Source organism: Candidatus Bathyarchaeota archaeon (assembly GCA_029882535.1).
Taxonomy (GTDB): domain Archaea; phylum Thermoproteota; class Bathyarchaeia; order Bathyarchaeales; family SOJC01; genus JAOUKM01.
The window spans coordinates 1-14,538 of sequence record JAOUKM010000015.1 but is presented as its reverse complement, the minus strand read 5'-3'; the positions used below and the strand labels follow the sequence as shown (position 1 = coordinate 14,538).

Annotated in this window: 18 protein-coding genes; 13 read left to right on the top strand and 5 right to left on the bottom strand. The window is 42.3% G+C overall.

The features are described 5' to 3' along the window. The first annotated feature begins 24 nt into the window (after nucleotides 1-24). A complete protein-coding gene (locus OEX01_05340; protein MDH5448410.1) occupies nucleotides 25-261 on the top strand; it encodes a hypothetical protein in 237 nt (78 codons plus the stop codon). A gap of 218 nt (nucleotides 262-479) precedes the next feature. On the opposite strand, the gene OEX01_05335 is transcribed toward OEX01_05340, so the two are convergent. Next, a complete protein-coding gene (locus OEX01_05335; protein MDH5448409.1) occupies nucleotides 480-1,751 on the bottom strand; it encodes an MFS transporter in 1,272 nt (423 codons plus the stop codon). 458 nt (nucleotides 1,752-2,209) lie between these two features. Between OEX01_05335 and arcC the strand changes: the two genes are divergently transcribed. The 5 genes from arcC to OEX01_05310 all read left to right on the top strand — a co-directional run bounded on the left by arcC (nucleotide 2,210) and on the right by OEX01_05310 (nucleotide 6,878). After that, nucleotides 2,210-3,151, top strand: a complete 942-nt coding sequence (gene arcC, locus OEX01_05330) for a carbamate kinase (GenBank protein ID MDH5448408.1) — start codon at nucleotides 2,210-2,212, stop codon at nucleotides 3,149-3,151. Nucleotides 3,152-3,261: 110 nt separating this feature from the next. Further along, a complete protein-coding gene (locus OEX01_05325; protein MDH5448407.1) occupies nucleotides 3,262-3,498 on the top strand; it encodes a hypothetical protein in 237 nt (78 codons plus the stop codon). Between the two features lie 37 nt (nucleotides 3,499-3,535). Next, entirely contained in the window at nucleotides 3,536-4,120 is a 585-nt protein-coding gene (locus tag OEX01_05320; protein MDH5448406.1) for a hypothetical protein, read from the top strand. 111 nt (nucleotides 4,121-4,231) lie between these two features. Beyond that, the gene (metG, locus tag OEX01_05315) at nucleotides 4,232-6,232 is read left to right on the top strand and encodes a methionine--tRNA ligase (GenBank protein MDH5448405.1); all 2,001 of its coding nucleotides are present in this window, start codon (nucleotides 4,232-4,234) and stop codon (nucleotides 6,230-6,232) included. 25 nt (nucleotides 6,233-6,257) lie between these two features. After that, on the top strand, nucleotides 6,258-6,878 hold the full coding sequence (locus tag OEX01_05310; GenBank protein ID MDH5448404.1) for a CehA/McbA family metallohydrolase: 621 nt from the start codon (nucleotides 6,258-6,260) through the stop codon (nucleotides 6,876-6,878). 11 nt (nucleotides 6,879-6,889) lie between these two features. Here the strand turns inward: OEX01_05310 and ftsZ are convergent, their stop codons facing one another. Both ftsZ and OEX01_05300 read right to left on the bottom strand, forming a co-directional pair. Next, on the bottom strand, nucleotides 6,890-8,017 hold the full coding sequence (gene ftsZ, locus OEX01_05305) for a cell division protein FtsZ (protein MDH5448403.1): 1,128 nt from the start codon (nucleotides 8,015-8,017) through the stop codon (nucleotides 6,890-6,892). Continuing rightward, nucleotides 7,995-8,165, bottom strand: coding sequence for a ribbon-helix-helix domain-containing protein (locus tag OEX01_05300; protein MDH5448402.1), 171 nt, complete (start codon nucleotides 8,163-8,165; stop codon nucleotides 7,995-7,997). Before OEX01_05300 ends, ftsZ begins: the two co-directional genes overlap by 23 nt. Before the next feature lie 222 nt (nucleotides 8,166-8,387). Between OEX01_05300 and OEX01_05295 the strand changes: the two genes are divergently transcribed. Next, nucleotides 8,388-9,674, top strand: a complete 1,287-nt coding sequence (locus tag OEX01_05295) for a tRNA (N(6)-L-threonylcarbamoyladenosine(37)-C(2))-methylthiotransferase (GenBank protein ID MDH5448401.1) — start codon at nucleotides 8,388-8,390, stop codon at nucleotides 9,672-9,674. Nucleotides 9,675-10,078: 404 nt separating this feature from the next. On the opposite strand, the gene OEX01_05290 is transcribed toward OEX01_05295, so the two are convergent. Further along, nucleotides 10,079-10,306 (bottom strand): hypothetical protein, encoded by a 228-nt coding sequence (locus tag OEX01_05290; GenBank protein ID MDH5448400.1) that lies wholly within the window; start codon nucleotides 10,304-10,306, stop codon nucleotides 10,079-10,081. A gap of 206 nt (nucleotides 10,307-10,512) precedes the next feature. Here OEX01_05290 and OEX01_05285 point away from each other — a divergent pair, with 206 nt between their 5' ends. Further along, the gene (locus OEX01_05285; protein MDH5448399.1) at nucleotides 10,513-10,767 is read left to right on the top strand and encodes a winged helix-turn-helix domain-containing protein; all 255 of its coding nucleotides are present in this window, start codon (nucleotides 10,513-10,515) and stop codon (nucleotides 10,765-10,767) included. A gap of 1 nt (nucleotide 10,768) precedes the next feature. Here the strand turns inward: OEX01_05285 and OEX01_05280 are convergent, their stop codons facing one another. After that, nucleotides 10,769-11,143 (bottom strand): hypothetical protein, encoded by a 375-nt coding sequence (locus OEX01_05280; GenBank protein ID MDH5448398.1) that lies wholly within the window; start codon nucleotides 11,141-11,143, stop codon nucleotides 10,769-10,771. Nucleotides 11,144-11,371: 228 nt separating this feature from the next. Between OEX01_05280 and OEX01_05275 the strand changes: the two genes are divergently transcribed. From OEX01_05275 to OEX01_05255, 5 genes are all read left to right on the top strand, one after another. Beyond that, nucleotides 11,372-11,830 carry a hypothetical protein gene (locus OEX01_05275; protein MDH5448397.1) on the top strand — a complete coding sequence of 153 codons (459 nt, stop codon included), beginning with the start codon at nucleotides 11,372-11,374 and terminating at the stop codon, nucleotides 11,828-11,830. 65 nt (nucleotides 11,831-11,895) lie between these two features. Further along, on the top strand, nucleotides 11,896-12,255 hold the full coding sequence (locus OEX01_05270; protein ID MDH5448396.1) for a winged helix-turn-helix domain-containing protein: 360 nt from the start codon (nucleotides 11,896-11,898) through the stop codon (nucleotides 12,253-12,255). Nucleotides 12,256-12,271: 16 nt separating this feature from the next. After that, nucleotides 12,272-12,754 carry a hypothetical protein gene (locus OEX01_05265; GenBank protein MDH5448395.1) on the top strand — a complete coding sequence of 161 codons (483 nt, stop codon included), beginning with the start codon at nucleotides 12,272-12,274 and terminating at the stop codon, nucleotides 12,752-12,754. Continuing rightward, a complete protein-coding gene (locus OEX01_05260) occupies nucleotides 12,751-13,362 on the top strand; it encodes a DUF1616 domain-containing protein (protein ID MDH5448394.1) in 612 nt (203 codons plus the stop codon). Before OEX01_05265 ends, OEX01_05260 begins: the two co-directional genes overlap by 4 nt. Before the next feature lie 108 nt (nucleotides 13,363-13,470). After that, a partial coding sequence (locus OEX01_05255; protein ID MDH5448393.1) for a PKD domain-containing protein occupies nucleotides 13,471-14,538 on the top strand: 1,068 nt, incomplete at its 3' end.

Genomic DNA, 14,538 nt, shown 5'->3' with positions numbered 1-14,538 from the left:
TAGATTTATGTGTGGTGGTAACAAATGAGAAAGGTTAAACCACTAGGAAAAGGTTCCTTTGTCCGTAGAGTACTTCGGGCATTGGGAAAGGACAGTGGCTTTGAGTTACCCTTATCTTCCCGAGAAGAGAAGCATCTTGGTGTTTCTGCGTATTACGCATATTATGGCTTTCACAAGGAACTTAGGAATGCTATGCTGGAGGTCGAACGACTCAAAGCCAAAGGTATAATGGAATACCAAAGAAATAACTTGCCTCGGTAAAGGCAATTTGGGAACCCTTCATTTTCTCTTTTTTTTTAAGTACCTTTTGTGCAGTTTCTCACATGAATAGCTTGCGCGCGCATTCATAATTGTTTCTGGCTGCAGCAATTATCCAGCTTGCAGGTATACAAGATTAATTTCAAAATAACAAATATCCCGGACATGCATGCATCATTAGAAACTGACAATGCGCGTGTATAGCTGAATAGAAGGCTAAGTTATTCTTCTCTAATTTTGGGTTCTCTTACTGCAACGAGTATTATCAGGCTGACTGTCGCTCCCAAGATCATGGTTAAGATAAATGGGTAGACAGGGGATGCCCCATAAAGGAACCCGCCAAGCGCTGACGCAGGAACTGTCGCCAATATATTCAGTGTGACAATTGTTCCCATGATTCTACCTCTTTTCTCTTTCGGAATCAAATCAGCTAATAACGCGCTATAGGCTGGTATGGTCAAGCATCCTCCTACGCCGAATAGCAGGTAGACAATGAATAGCTGTGTAAAACTGCGAGAAGTGAGGAATAGAAGGGTCGAGGGTATGAAGAGGAAGTAAGCAGTAAGTATGGATCTCTTTCTACCAATTTTGTCTATTACCTTACCAAGCGGGAATCCAAAGATGAGCGTGGTTGCTACCCACGCAGTGTTAATGATGCCCCATTGCATCTTGCCAACTCCAACAACGTCGAACACGTAGAGTGCGGTGAACATACGAAACATTGGTTCTTCAAAAGCGCTCACTAAAAACGCGACAGTTACGAATTTGAGGGTAGCTGACATGTCTTTCCATGCTTCTCTTATTGCACCCAAAGAATCTTTGAAAGCCACCTTCAGTGCTCCGAGCTGTATCCTTTGAGGATTCTCAAGGGTTTCTCGCAGAAAGAGCAGCCTTATAATCGCTGCAGCTAGTATACAAAAGAAAATTATCGTATAAACTATTCGCATACCTGGAACAATGCCATAGGTCTCCACTAGGATACCTGCGATTACCGGTGCCACTATCGTGGGTATGTTAGGGATCACGTTAACAGCTGCATATCCCATTCCCCGCTTTTCAGAAGGAATAGAGTCAGCGAGTATGGCATCGAGAGCAGGTTGATAGATCAAGGCGAGATTCGAAATTATCATTCCTATGAGGACGAATCGCCAATCTGGAGCAAATAGGTAGAAAAGAAACGAGAAAGCGATGACGAAGGTCATCATCACAATGATTTGTCTTCTACCATACTTGTCCGCGATAACGGCCCCAGGAATCCGAACCAAACCCAACACCATAGCACCAACAGAACCCATCATACCAATTATCTCTGGAGGTGCCCCAAGCTCCCTGAAGAAGGGGGATTCAAACGAGAATGTCATTGAGAACGTGAAGTAGACAAAGAGCCAACTAACAATAAGAGTAAGCAGGTTCCCTCGCATAAAGGAGAACTCAGCCCTAATCTTTGCTAGAAAGCCTGTCAATGTTGCTAAAGCTCCTGAAAGTCTTCTCAATATAGGAAACCTACATATATTCACTTCGTATGAGCGAAAACCACTGTCAAACGATCTCCACGCAGGTCATCATTTGGATATTTAGACGCATTGAATTTAAAGGAAAAAAATAGTGGGGTATCATTTTTCCTAGAGCAACGCAATACAGAACAAGGGTTTACACCTGCTAAAATCAACTTGTTTCGCAATTGCCTTCTTATGACATAGTCTAGGTAGGCGTCGGTCAAAGCTATGTGTACGTGCGGAGAATTGTAAGGGGAATATAACATTGAGAAAAGGGAGTTTGCGGGAATATCTCCACTTTGACGTGAAATATCTGTTTGAGAATTCGCCTGTGATCTGTATGAAATCAGGGCAATGTGCGTACACGTGGTTAAGCTTCCTCTTTTCGAAAAGGCTTTAAAACGCAACATGCTCTCCTTTCTATCTATCGCCATATACATAGAGCTGGTGATTACATGAGTAAGAAAGTGCTAGTAGCCCTAGGTGGAAATGCAATCTTAAAACATAAAGAAGAAGGAACGGCTGAGGAACAATTTGAAAATGTGAGAAAAACCTGTGAACATCTTGTCTGGCTGATTGAAGACGGATATAAAATCGCAATAACTCACGGAAACGGCCCCCAGGTTGGAGACATCCTTCTCAAGAATGAACATTCAAAAGATCTCTTGCCACCGATGCCCTTAGACATTTGCGGAGCCCAAAGTCAAGGCATGATCGGATACATGTTACAACAATCAATGCGGAATGAAATGAACAAAGCTGGCATAAACATTCCAGTTGTATCTCTCACAACACAAGCAATAGTTGACAAAAACGACATTGCCTTCAAAAATCCCACAAAACCAATAGGACCATTTTACAACTCTTCAGAAGCTGAAAAACTGAGAAGAGAGAAGGAATGGGTGATGGTTGAAGACAGTGGGCGAGGGTACAGACGAGTGGTGCCTTCGCCTCAACCAAAAGAGATAGTGGAAAAAGACGTGATTAGAACGTTGTTCGAAAGCGGTGCAGTAGTTATTGCGGTGGGAGGAGGAGGAGTTCCTGTGATAGTTAAAAATGATGGCAGTTTAGAAGGTGTAGTAGCTGTGATTGACAAAGATTTGGGCGCCCAAATATTTGCCAGCGACATAGGAGCTGAGATTCTTCTCATGTTGACTGATGTCGAAAAAGTTTCCATTAATTACGGAAAATCAAATCAAGTTGACCTAGACGAAATAACTATAGTCGAAGCTAAGCGGTATCTGCAAGAAGGACATTTTGCTCTTGGGAGTATGGCTCCTAAAGTTGAAGCAGCTATAAAATTTTTGGAAGCTAGAGGAGAAAAGGCAGTTATATCTTCTTTGGAAATGGGAAGGAAAGCCTTGGAGGGTAAGGCTGGCACAACAATACACAGCTAGCGCATAATAGGCAGTCTTGTTTAGATTTGGATTCACTAACAGCAATATTTCCTTAAAGAAACATAACTTAAAGACGCTGCCATCAATCAAGTCTGTTGGAGGCAAATCCTATGGGAAAGAGAAAAGCTGTAATAGTAATAGGCTTAGTTGAAGAAAGCGCGGGGACAACAAAAGAAGAAATTGAAAAAGAGATATTTGAAAAACTCTCAAAAGCCTCTCTTACAATTCCATGGCTAAAGAACGTTAAAAAGCCAAAGCCATGGAAAACTAACATTCAAAATTCTTTTTTTCTTAATCCTAAGGCTCTACTTAATTCGGAACGTAATGGTTACTCTAACAAGTTTTAAATAGAAAAAAACTAGAACACAGTGAGTAGGTGATATCTTGAAAAAACTAGTTGTGATTGTCTTGGCTTTGGCGATTCTTTCGATTGTATTGACACCGTCAGTTGGCGCGTCTAGCTACAATGTGTATGTGGACAAGAGAATCTACAATCCAGGTGAACGCGGTACGATTTATATCGTAATAGACAATGATGCAGATGAGCCTATAGAGATTAAGAATGTAACAATAATGTTCAGCAACTGGCTTAGGTTAACTGAAGATGGTTGGGATGAAAAGGGCAATTTCTCTATTGTTTTTGATGAGTCAATCGCGGTACTCAGCAACACAACACATGCCCTTGATCCTATTGAGTTTACGGTGCCAGATGATAGCAGAGCTGTAACTTCATCGGTTTATATAGGTTTAGGAACTAGCAAAGCAATCTCTTGGGATTGGCACACAGTAAGTAGCGCGACTGTTTATCTTGCCCAACCTGAAAACCAAATATTGATCAGAGATCTAGACAACATAGTGATGCTTCTTACAGTAGTAGCAATATTAGCAATTATCGGCGCCATCATCATAGCTGCAGCCGTCTTTCTTTCAGGACGTAGACCTGGGGTTACGTGGCAGAAAGAGCAATAACACCTACCTTCACTCTTTTTCTTTTTTTCACTCCGTTGTCTTTAAGTATCTGCACAGGTAACATGTTAAGAGCATTGTACAGTCTGGAGGTGCATTCCGCTCGGTAAAGTTGTGGTCACTTGTGCGTGGCCTTACCTTAACTATATGCCTCATTTAGGCACTTTGATAGGTTCGATTCTCTCGGCAGATGTTGCTGCTCGTTATTATCGATTGAGAGGAGATGACGTAGTTTTTGTAAGCGGCTCCGACGAGCATGGAACACCCGTGGAAGTAGAAGCCGTTAGATTGGGTATTCCGCCAAAACAGCTTACAGACAAGAACCACGCAAAGGTAGTAAGCTTATGGAAGAAATGGGGTATTTCCTTCGACAACTACACGCGAACAGAAAGCCCTGTGCATAAAGCATTCATCCAAAATATTTTCTCTAAAATATACGAAAAAGGCTACATCTTTGTTCAAGAAACCGAATTACCATATTGCCCAAACTGCAAGCGCTTCTTGCCAGACAGATTTGTAGAAGGCATCTGCCCCTATTGTGGCGTTGAAGGTGCCCGGGGGGATCAGTGTGAATCTTGTGGTCGTCTTCTTGAACCAGCAAAACTTGTCGACTTTTACTGCACAATCTGTAAGTCCACACCGACAATAAGGAAAGTGAAACATTGGTATCTTGACCTACCAAAATTCGCTGATGAACTCCGCCAATTCATAGAAAGTAACAAGAGACTACCCTCTAACGCAAGGAAATTCAGCCTGAACATAATCAACGAGGGTCTCAAGCCCAGAGCAGTAACCCGAGATAACAAATGGGGAATTCCAGCACCTTTTCTAGGGGCAGAAAACAAAACGATATATGTCTGGGTTGAGGCGGTTCTCGGGTATGTCTCGGCCACAATTGAATACTTCAAAAGCCGTGGAGAGGAAAAAAGATGGCGCGAGTTTTGGTTTAACAAAGATGCAAAAACTTTGTATTTTATCGGCAAAGACAACATCCCTTTTCACGTAATTATCCTTCCTGCTTTGCTTCTTGCGATAGAGGAAGACTATAACTTGCCATGGAATGTTTCTTCAACTGAATTTCTACAATTCAAAGGCGAAAGGTTTTCTAAAAGCCATAGAGTAGGCATATCGATAGACGAAGCATTAGAATTGTTCTCAGCAGATTATTGGCGCTACTTTCTCATATCCACACGCCCAGAAACCAAAGATGCGAATTTTTCATGGACAATTTTCATAGAAAAAGTAAACGCAGATCTCAATGACACTTTAGGCAACTTCATACACAGAACTCTAACATTCGTTAACCAACATTTTGCAAACACGGTGCCAAAAGCACACAACCTTGGCGCTTACGACAAACGTATTCTCAAATCTGTGGAAAAAAAAGTGGCAAAGGCAGCGCAAAACCTAGAAGACTGCAAACTGCAAGCAGCTCTGAGAAACATTATTGACATCAGCCGTATAGGGAACAAGTATTTTAACGAGAAAGAACCGTGGAACCTCGTCAAGACCGACAGACAAGAAGCCGCAAATACGCTCTACGTTGCTGTCCAAATTGTCAAAACCCTAGCAATAACTCTTGAGCCATTCATTCCTTTCACTGCTGTTAAACTCTCAACTCTGCTCAATCTGACGGATGAGATGCGTTCACGGAGATGGAGTGAAGCAACAAAACTTTTACCTTCAGGTCACAAGATAAGGGGGTCAAAACCGTTATTTAGCAAGATAGAGGTCACCGCGAAGGAGTTGCAAGACAAGTTGGAAAAAACAAAAATTACGCCGTCAACTATAACATTTGAAGAGTTCTCCAAGCTCGATTTACGAGTAGGCAAGATCATTAAGGCAGAAAATGTTCCTAAATCTAAAAACCTTGTGAAGCTAACAATTGACGTAGGTGCTGGAGAACTAAAACAAGCTGTGGCGGGCATCGCTCAGCACTATGAGCTAAAAGAGTTGGAAGGCAGGAACATTGCAGTTTTGGTCAATCTTCAGCCTAAACATATCTTCGGCTTAGACTCAGAAGTAATGATTTTAGCAGCAGAAGACGACAAAAACATTTCAATCCTTATACCCATACCCGACAAGCCAGTTAAGGCAGGAAGCAAAATAAAGTGAAACCTCTTTGCCTTTAAAAATTGACATGCACGTTCACACAAAATATTCTTTCGACGCCTTCATTACACCTAAAGAATTGGTCATTTACTCAAAAAAGCAAGGTTTAGACGGAGTTGCCATAACTGATCATGACACCATCAATGGATTACAAGAATTTAGCAAGATTAAAAGCCTACTAGTTATTCCCGGCGCTGAGATTACAACAAAGCAAGGTCATGTTTTGGCAATAAACGTTAACACCACTATTAAAACTGGTCTATCTTTCGTTGAAACCATTGATCAAATACATGATGCTGGTGGACTAGCTATAGTTGCTCATCCAACAGCGTTCTTTAAAGGAATTGCAGAAGAAGAGCTTGATCAAAATTTCGATGCAATGGAAGTCATCAACTCTTCTGCAGTACCATTCTCCTTTTCAGTGCGTAAGAACCGAAAAATGGCGGATAAACTTAATTTTCCTCAAACAGGAGGAAGTGATGCTCATTATGCGCTTGAGGTTGGAATGGCATACACTGTTATCGATGCTGAAAAAGAAGTTGATGAAGTCGTTAAAGCGATAAAAAGAGGTGCTGTGGTGCCTTTTGGTAGATCAATACCTTGGGGTGTGAGGTTGAAAAGAGTGTTTCTACGCGCTAAGAAAAGGTAAAGGGGAAGGGTTTAGGTTTCAAAGTTTTCCAGTTGGTATAAGCCAAGATCTACTGGTAGTTTTTTCTCAGGTTCTGGATATGGTTCTAGGTTGAAAAGCTGAGGTGTTATTGAACCAATCCCTCTCAGTTTATGCGGTGGGTTGATGCCAGTCATTACCAAAGTTACTCTGATTCTTCCGTTAAACTCTGGGTTCACTCTTGCACCCCAAATCACCTGAGCATTGTTGTTCATCATCTCTGTTATGATCTCTCCTATGTGGTTTGCTTCTTCAATTGTCATTTGACTATCGCCAGTGACGTGGATGAGGGCGCCTGTGGCTCCTGCACAGTCAATGTCCAACAGTGGGCTTTTTAGTGCGTTGCGTACTGCTTCTTCGGCACGGTTAGGTGCATTAGACTCTCCTATTCCTACTACCGCAACTCCGCCATGTTTTACAATGGTTCTGAAGTCAGCGAAGTCAAGATTGATGAGGCTGGGCGTTGAAATCGTTTCTACTATGCCCTTTATCAGGTTGGCTAACACTTTATCCGCAAATTTGAAAGCTTCATCGATTGGAAGTTGGGGTACAAGTTCCGTTAGTTTGTTGTTGTCAATCACCACTACTGTGTCGCATTGCTGGCGGAGTTCGGTAAGCGCACGAGAGGCTGGTTTCATTCGGCCTTTTTCAATTCTAAAAGGTTTCGTGACTACTCCTATTGTAATAGCGCCCTTTTTTCTACCGATTTCTGCGACTACTGGTGCAGCTCCTGTTCCAGTTCCGCCGCCTAGACCAGCAGTAACAAACACAACGTTCACATCTGTTAGGATTTCTTCTATTTGTTTCCGTGATTCTCCGATGGCGGCTCTTCCTAAAGTAGGATCTCCATCTACACCTAGCCCTCGGGTCAATTTCTCGCCGATTAACATCTTTTGGTCTGCTTGTGATGCGCTAAGGTGAAGTGAATCGGTGTTAATGGCTATTGTGTATATACCTGTAGTTCCCATTTTTGTTAGTTGCGTGACTATGTTGTTTCCGGCGTCTCCAACTCCGATGACTACAATTTTGCATTGATTGGACGCTTGTATGCTATCAGTTGGTCCGAGAGTACCTTGCCACGCGAGTTGGAGAGCTTTGCTAGTTGGTTTTTCGCCAGCCATTTTGTCTCCTCCCCCAAACCTCGGTAGATAACATGTCTCGTATAGCCACACGAATGGCTTCTGCACGATTTGGATAGTATTGTTCGTTTACAAGGCTATCTAATGCTCGAATGTATGGTTCGGGGAGATATAATGTTATTAGTTTCACTGTTTTTATGCCTCCTCCTTTCTGTAGGTATTAGAAAGGCATAGCGCTTTAAAGTTATATATGTATATAACATGCTGCAAATATGCTTAAAACATGTTGGAACATAGTCTTTTTAAGTGTTGCTCTAATTCTCTTTCGCATTCGTGTAAAAGTTTCTCTTTCAAAGAATGTTTATGTTTTTGTTTGTGACTTAAATTTGTATATTTTAATGATGGTGCCGTGATGCGAATATACGTTAAAGGCTTCGGCTGTTCCAGTAGTCTCGCAGATGCAGAGGTTCTTGCGGGTTGCCTCTCGAGTGCGGGTCATACAATAGTAAGTAATCTCCAAGATGCTGAGTTGGTGCTCTACAATACGTGTGCTGTTAAAGCTCCTACTGAAAATCGAATGATACACTTGCTGAAAGAAGTACCGAAGGAAAAGAGGCTTATTGTAGCCGGATGCTTGCCGCTTATAAACTTTGAAAGGCTGAGCAAAGAGGTTCGTTTTGACGGAGTCGTTGGTCCTGCTTTTGGGGAGAAAATTGTTGATGTGGTAAAGCAAATCTCTAAGGGCATGCATGTAACAAGGTTAAGCGACGCTACGTTGAGTATGCCGCGACTCGATTTACCTCACACACATGTCAATCTCAAGATAAGCATTATTCCCATAAACTATGGATGTTTAGGCTCTTGCACTTACTGCTGTGTCCGCTTTGCTCGTGGAAAGCTAAGAAGTTATGGCATTAAAGAGATCGTGAATAAAGTTGAAAAAGACGTTGCAGAGGGTGTTCGCGAGTTCTGGTTAACATCCCAAGACACGGCATGTTATGGGAAAGATGTTGGCACTAATCTAGCCGAGCTGTTAAGGCGTGTCTGCGGTGTTAGTGGGGATTTCTTTGTTCGTGTCGGAATGATGACGCCCAATAACCTTTTAGGCATTATGGACGAGCTGAGAGAGGCGTTTCAAAGCGCAAAAGTGTTCAAGTTTCTACATTTGCCCGTCCAGAGCGGTGATGATGGCATTTTGAGACGAATGAACCGCTTTTATTCAACAAAAGATTTCATCATAATGGTTAAGAGGTTCAAAAAAGTGTTTCCGCAATCAACAATTGCGACAGATGTAATCGTTGGGTTTCCAGGGGAAACTGAAGAAGCGTTTAGGCATACTCGGGAGCTAATTGAAGATGTTAGACCGGACATAGTTAACATTTCTAAGTTCTTTGCGAGACCTAAAACTCTTGCAGCAAGTCTGAAGCCACGTGTACCGCCTTCAAAAGTGAATCAGAGGAGTGCATGTTTGGCTGGCTTGGTTCATCAGGTTGCTTTCGAACGAAACAATGATTGGGGTGGTTGGAGTGGGAGAATATTGGTTGACGAGATAGGAAAGCCAGGGTCGGTTGTTGGGCGAAATTTTGCGTATAAGCCCATTGTACTTAAAAATGGTGATGGACAGAGTTTGTTGGGGCGATTCGTCTCTGTAAAAGTTATAGATGTCTTTCAGTCGCATCTGCTTGGTGAAATTCTGTAATTTTCATGTTAAAGTTTTGTCATATTTGCCTTTTTCAGCATGTTTTCTTTGCCTTTTTCCGGGTAAAGAACGTTTAAATATTCTGGTATAGCTATTACAGATATAGTGGGACGCGAGAAAGGAGTCTGGTGAGAAGGGTTTTGTTTCAGAGAGTAGGTGAGGTGAAGCTATCTCACAGAGGCCGATTAGATATTATTGCCAGTATACTTACTTCTGCTGCTGGTGGGGTGCGGAAAACCTCTATTATGTATAAGTGTAACCTTAGTTTTAGGCAGTTGGAAATCTATTTGGGTTTACTTTTGAACAAAGATCTTTTGAAAATGTTCACGAAAAGAGAGAGTGTGACTAGCCAATTTTTTGAGACTACTGAGAGAGGCTTGGATTTTCTAAAGGCCTACCGCAACTTACAGGCTCTTATGTCGGTGTAGCTTTTTAAGAAATTCTGTAAACACTTCTGATAATTTTGCTTTTTTTCCTTTCTTGTTAAGTTCAAGAAAAGAGTAATCTGCTAGGAAATCAGTTACTATTTCTACTTTAAATTCGTGTATTTTGCTTTTTTGACTGATTTCTTTTATTGTGTGCCACTTGCCGTCTCTTAGCAGTTCTATGACTTTGTCGATTTGTAGTTGCATTCAAGTGGCCCCTTTTGTAATGATTTCGCAGAGTGAGCTTAAATAATTTCTGAGGCTTTTTTTCAGAATATTCTTCTAGAAACGAACGAGTGAAAGATCATCATTTTTTGCTTGATTATCATAGGGCTGTAGTTAGTTTTTTATAGTTTAATATGCTGGTATATATGTGGTTATAGGATAGTAATCGAAATTAGGGGTTGGCATCGATGGCTCGGAGAAGTAGGACGGAGGTCATAATGGATGTTCTTACGGAAGCTTTGGATGGGGCAAATAAGACTAGGATTATGTATCGTGCCAACTTGAATTTTCTGCGTTTTAACCATTATCTTTCTGAGATGCTTGAGAAGGACTTGTTGAAAGAAGAGAACGGTAACAATGGGCGAGTCGTGTATAAAGCGACGGAAAGTGGCAAGATTTTGTTGCAGACGTTGCGTAAGGCTCAGGAGTTTATGTCGATTTAGTCTAGTCTATTATGCCTATGGCGAGTTCTTCTAATTTTTTGTTGATGCGCATACTTATTTCTAGTTCTTTTTCTGTTAGGTTTGTTACATGGATGCCTTGTACGTTTATACCCTTCTTTGGTGGTAGCATTATGGTTCCTACGGCGGCTTTTTCGCAGTTTTGTTCTCTGAGCGTGCTTTTGAGCATTTGTTTCCATTCTTGTTTGATTCTAACATGGTTTTTTTCGGTGTTATATTCGATTATGTTGGTTTCTGATAGCAGTTTGGATAGGGTTTTGAGTTTTTGTTTTGGAATGCATGATTGTTTTGAGAGTTCCTTGAGGTTGTGCCAGGCTCCGTCTTCGATTAGGTTTAGGAAATGGTCGATTTTTGGCAAAACAACCACAGGTAGAGTATGTTTGGTGTTTTTATTTTAGGTTTGGGAATCTTTGGTCTAGTCTTTTTCGGTGGAAGTTCTAGGATGTAGAATTTAGTTCTATATTAGTAGTCCAGAACACTCATACTACATTGTTTATAAATTGCCGATTTATGTTCTATCTCTGAATTTGAAGTTAAATGTTGGAGGCGTTTCTGAGGGCGCATTGCTTGGAAGAAAGGTGAGGTAATGACTGATTCTTGTCTGCTCCCGTCAGGGGGGGATTGTGCAGCGGGTGCTATGGAGTGGAAGGGTTTTGTGGATGAGCTTAAGCGGCAGTGGAGGCTTTTGTGGAGGGAGCGGATAGATGATAAGGTTAGGGCTGAAGGAATAGCTGATAAGGATTTTGAGTTGCTTTTTGTCGACCGCGGTACCGTGATTGTTGCTACGAGGTGTTATAAGCAGTTGGATTTTAGGGAGATTTTGGCGGAGTACGAGACGCCTTATGAGGTTAGAGTTAAGCAGGAGGAGGCTTCTCCGAGTGTCGGTGGTTGGAGGAAGTTTGGTAGGGAAATTGCTGCTGTTCAGCGAAAGGCGAGGAAGAGACGGAGGAGAACTTGGGTCAAAGATAAGGCGAGGAATGGGAGGAAGCAAAGTTTGCAGTTGAAGAAGGGTGGAAGAGGCTGGCTTCATATTAGAACTAAGTGAATGGTTTCTGTGTTTTTGTAGTTTCTAGTGTGTTTTTTCTGAGTTGAGTTCTGGAAGGGTTTGGTTTGGCGAAGTATAGGAATAGGCTTCAGATTATAGCTGAGATTCTAGAGATTGTTAGGGGTGGTGCTAAGAAGACGCATATTATGTATAAGGCTAATCTTAGCTACAAGTTGTTGTGCCGGTATCTTGATGAGGTTCTTGGGTCTGGGCTGGTGCGTGTTGATCGTGAGGATGATTGTTATGTGGTTGCTCCGAAGGGGGAGAGGTTTTTGGAGAGGTTTGCTGCTTATCGGAAGCTTCGTGAGCATGTGAAGGATGAGTTGAGTGAGATTGATAGAGAGAAAAGCTTGCTTGAGCAAACGTATACGAATTCGCAAGCGGGTAATCCTAGCCGAAAAAAGAGGTTAGCAAGAAATAGTTAGGATGTTGTGTGAGATAATGGTGTTTCATGTCAAGCTTGTGCTGGTTTTTGTGGCTTTGGTCTTGCTGGCTTTTAGTAGTTGTGGTGGGTTTTGCGTTTTCGGGGCAAGTGAGGGTGAGGCGGTGGCTGCTGTTGCTGTGGCGGGGGAGAGGATTGTTCTTTGTTATGATGCTGTTGCGGAGGCGGATGATGTTGGAGCGAACGTTACGGCTTTGTTGGCGAGGCTTGGCGAGGCTGGGGAGCTTTTTTCTAGGGCTGAGCTTTCGTATGGTAGGGGTGATTTTGATTCGGCGGTTGATTTTGCTGGTCAGAGTGAAAGTAAGTTGGATGGTTTTGTTGCTGAGGCTGACGCTTTGGCGGGGAAGGCGGTTCAAGAGTATTATTGGGATCTTGTGGTTACTTTTGGTGGTTCTGTTGTGGGGGTGGTTGTGGTTGTTTGTGGTGGTTTTGTTGTTTGGCACTTTTTTAAGAAGAGACGTGGTGGGGGTGCTGGTGCGTGAGTTTGGAGGAGCACAGGGTTGTTTTTATGGTTGTTACGGGTGTTTTGGTTTTGCTTGTGGCTTCGCCTGCGCTTAGTAGGTTGTTGGTTCTTCCGCGGACTGAGTTTTTTACTGAGCTTTGGATTCTAGATTCGAATCATGTGGCTGAGGATTATCCGTTTAACGTTACGCGTAATCGTAATTGTAGCGTGTTTTTGGGAGTTGGGAATCGTTTGGGGTATTGTGCTTATTATTTGGTTGAGGTGAAGTTTCGCAATCAGTCACAGTCGGCTCCGACAAGTTTTGGGCCAGTTGGTAATCGTACTCCGAGCAGTTTGCCGGCGCTTTTCAACATTACTGCTTTTGTTGAGGATGAAGGTGTTTGGGAGATTCCCTTGACTTTTTCTTTTAACTACGGGCTTAACGGAGTGCTTTCGCAGGTTGAGTTTTACAATATGGTGTTAAACGATGTTGTGTTCGATATGGGAAGCCAGAGGATAGCGTGGAATTCGACGAATAGTGAGTTTCGTGGTTATTTGTTTTTTGAGCTTTGGATTTATAATGCGACTTCAAGTGGCTTTCAGTATCATGAGCGTTTTGTTAATTTACGGCTTAACATGACTGGTTAATTGAGGGGAAAATAATTAGCAGGAGACATGAATTAAAGAATAGAAAATAATTCCATAAATCTTAAGTTGGACGGAAGTTATGTATTTAGGTGAAGGGAGAAGAGAGAGATGGCGAGGTTAGCTTTCGGTGTAGCTATGCTTGTTGTTATCTTTCTAATTGTTCCTTGTTATGTCCTTTCTGTATATGCTCAGGAACCAACCTTGGTAGAAATTTTAAATTATCTAGGCTTCACGAGTGTGACTGAAACGACTGTTGAAACGTTTCCGGCGGGAACATTTAATGTTACATTGTACGCTGAGTTTGCTGGTTTATGTGATGTGAATGAGCTTAGCTATTATGAGGTTGGTACTGATGTATTTAATGTGATTTTTACTGGTCCAGAAGGCAGTTCTGGCTATGTTTCTCCCCCGATATCTAAAATGTTTACGGCTGATTACGAGTTTGGTCTTTCTGTGCTTAGTCCAGAATATAGGTATTTCACTGAAATTTCTAGGAATCCTGATTTAGAGCAGCATGCTAAGGTTTACAGGAATTTGGATGATCCCTACATGTTCCTGATTGGTTATGAGAACTTGTTTGGGGCAGGAGACAGGGATTACAACGATTTGGTTTTTTCTCTGCGATATGAAGTTTTACCTATCTCAGTTTCGATAAGCCCGATGACGACGAGGATTAAGATTGGAGAATCCGTAGCCTTCACGTCAGCAGTCTCTGGAGGCATACCTGAATACTCTTATCAATGGTGTCTTAACGGCTCGGCGGTTCTTGGTGCAACGGCTTCGACGTGGACTTTTGCGCCTGATATGGAGGGATTCTACACTGTTTATCTGGATGTTGTGGACAGTTTTGGAAGCGCTGGGCAGTCGGATGAAGCTTCGGTAACTGTTCGTCCTCGACTTTTAGTTTCGATTTTTCCTTTGTCAGCCTCGATATGGGTCGGGGAGTCGGTTGAGTTCACATCAATGGTTTCGGGAGGATATATACCATACAGCTATCAATGGTATGTGGGTGGCAATCCGGTTTCTGGGGCTACGTCGAATACTTGGGTTTTTATTCCAACCGTGAATGGAACATACTACGTGTACTTGGAGGTTACAGATGGCAATGAAAATGTTGTACAATCAGAAATGGCAATTGTCAAAGCTAGCATTCCCTTTGGAGGTTACTCGGTTTCA

Bases quoted from the DNA above. Each gene is read 5' to 3' on its own strand.
- OEX01_05340 (MDH5448410.1), top strand. From the start codon at position 25: ATGAGAAAGGTTAAACCACTAGGAAAAGGTTCCTTTGTCCGTAGAGTA.
- arcC (MDH5448408.1), top strand. From the start codon at position 2,210: ATGAGTAAGAAAGTGCTAGTAGCCCTAGGTGGAAATGCAATCTTAAAA.
- OEX01_05325 (MDH5448407.1), top strand. From the start codon at position 3,262: ATGGGAAAGAGAAAAGCTGTAATAGTAATAGGCTTAGTTGAAGAAAGC.
- OEX01_05310 (MDH5448404.1), top strand. From the start codon at position 6,258: ATGCACGTTCACACAAAATATTCTTTCGACGCCTTCATTACACCTAAA.
- ftsZ (MDH5448403.1), bottom strand. From the start codon at position 8,017: ATGGCTGGCGAAAAACCAACTAGCAAAGCTCTCCAACTCGCGTGGCAA.
- OEX01_05295 (MDH5448401.1), top strand. From the start codon at position 8,388: ATGCGAATATACGTTAAAGGCTTCGGCTGTTCCAGTAGTCTCGCAGAT.
- OEX01_05290 (MDH5448400.1), bottom strand. From the start codon at position 10,306: ATGCAACTACAAATCGACAAAGTCATAGAACTGCTAAGAGACGGCAAG.
- OEX01_05285 (MDH5448399.1), top strand. From the start codon at position 10,513: ATGGCTCGGAGAAGTAGGACGGAGGTCATAATGGATGTTCTTACGGAA.
- OEX01_05275 (MDH5448397.1), top strand. From the start codon at position 11,372: ATGACTGATTCTTGTCTGCTCCCGTCAGGGGGGGATTGTGCAGCGGGT.
- OEX01_05265 (MDH5448395.1), top strand. From the start codon at position 12,272: ATGGTGTTTCATGTCAAGCTTGTGCTGGTTTTTGTGGCTTTGGTCTTG.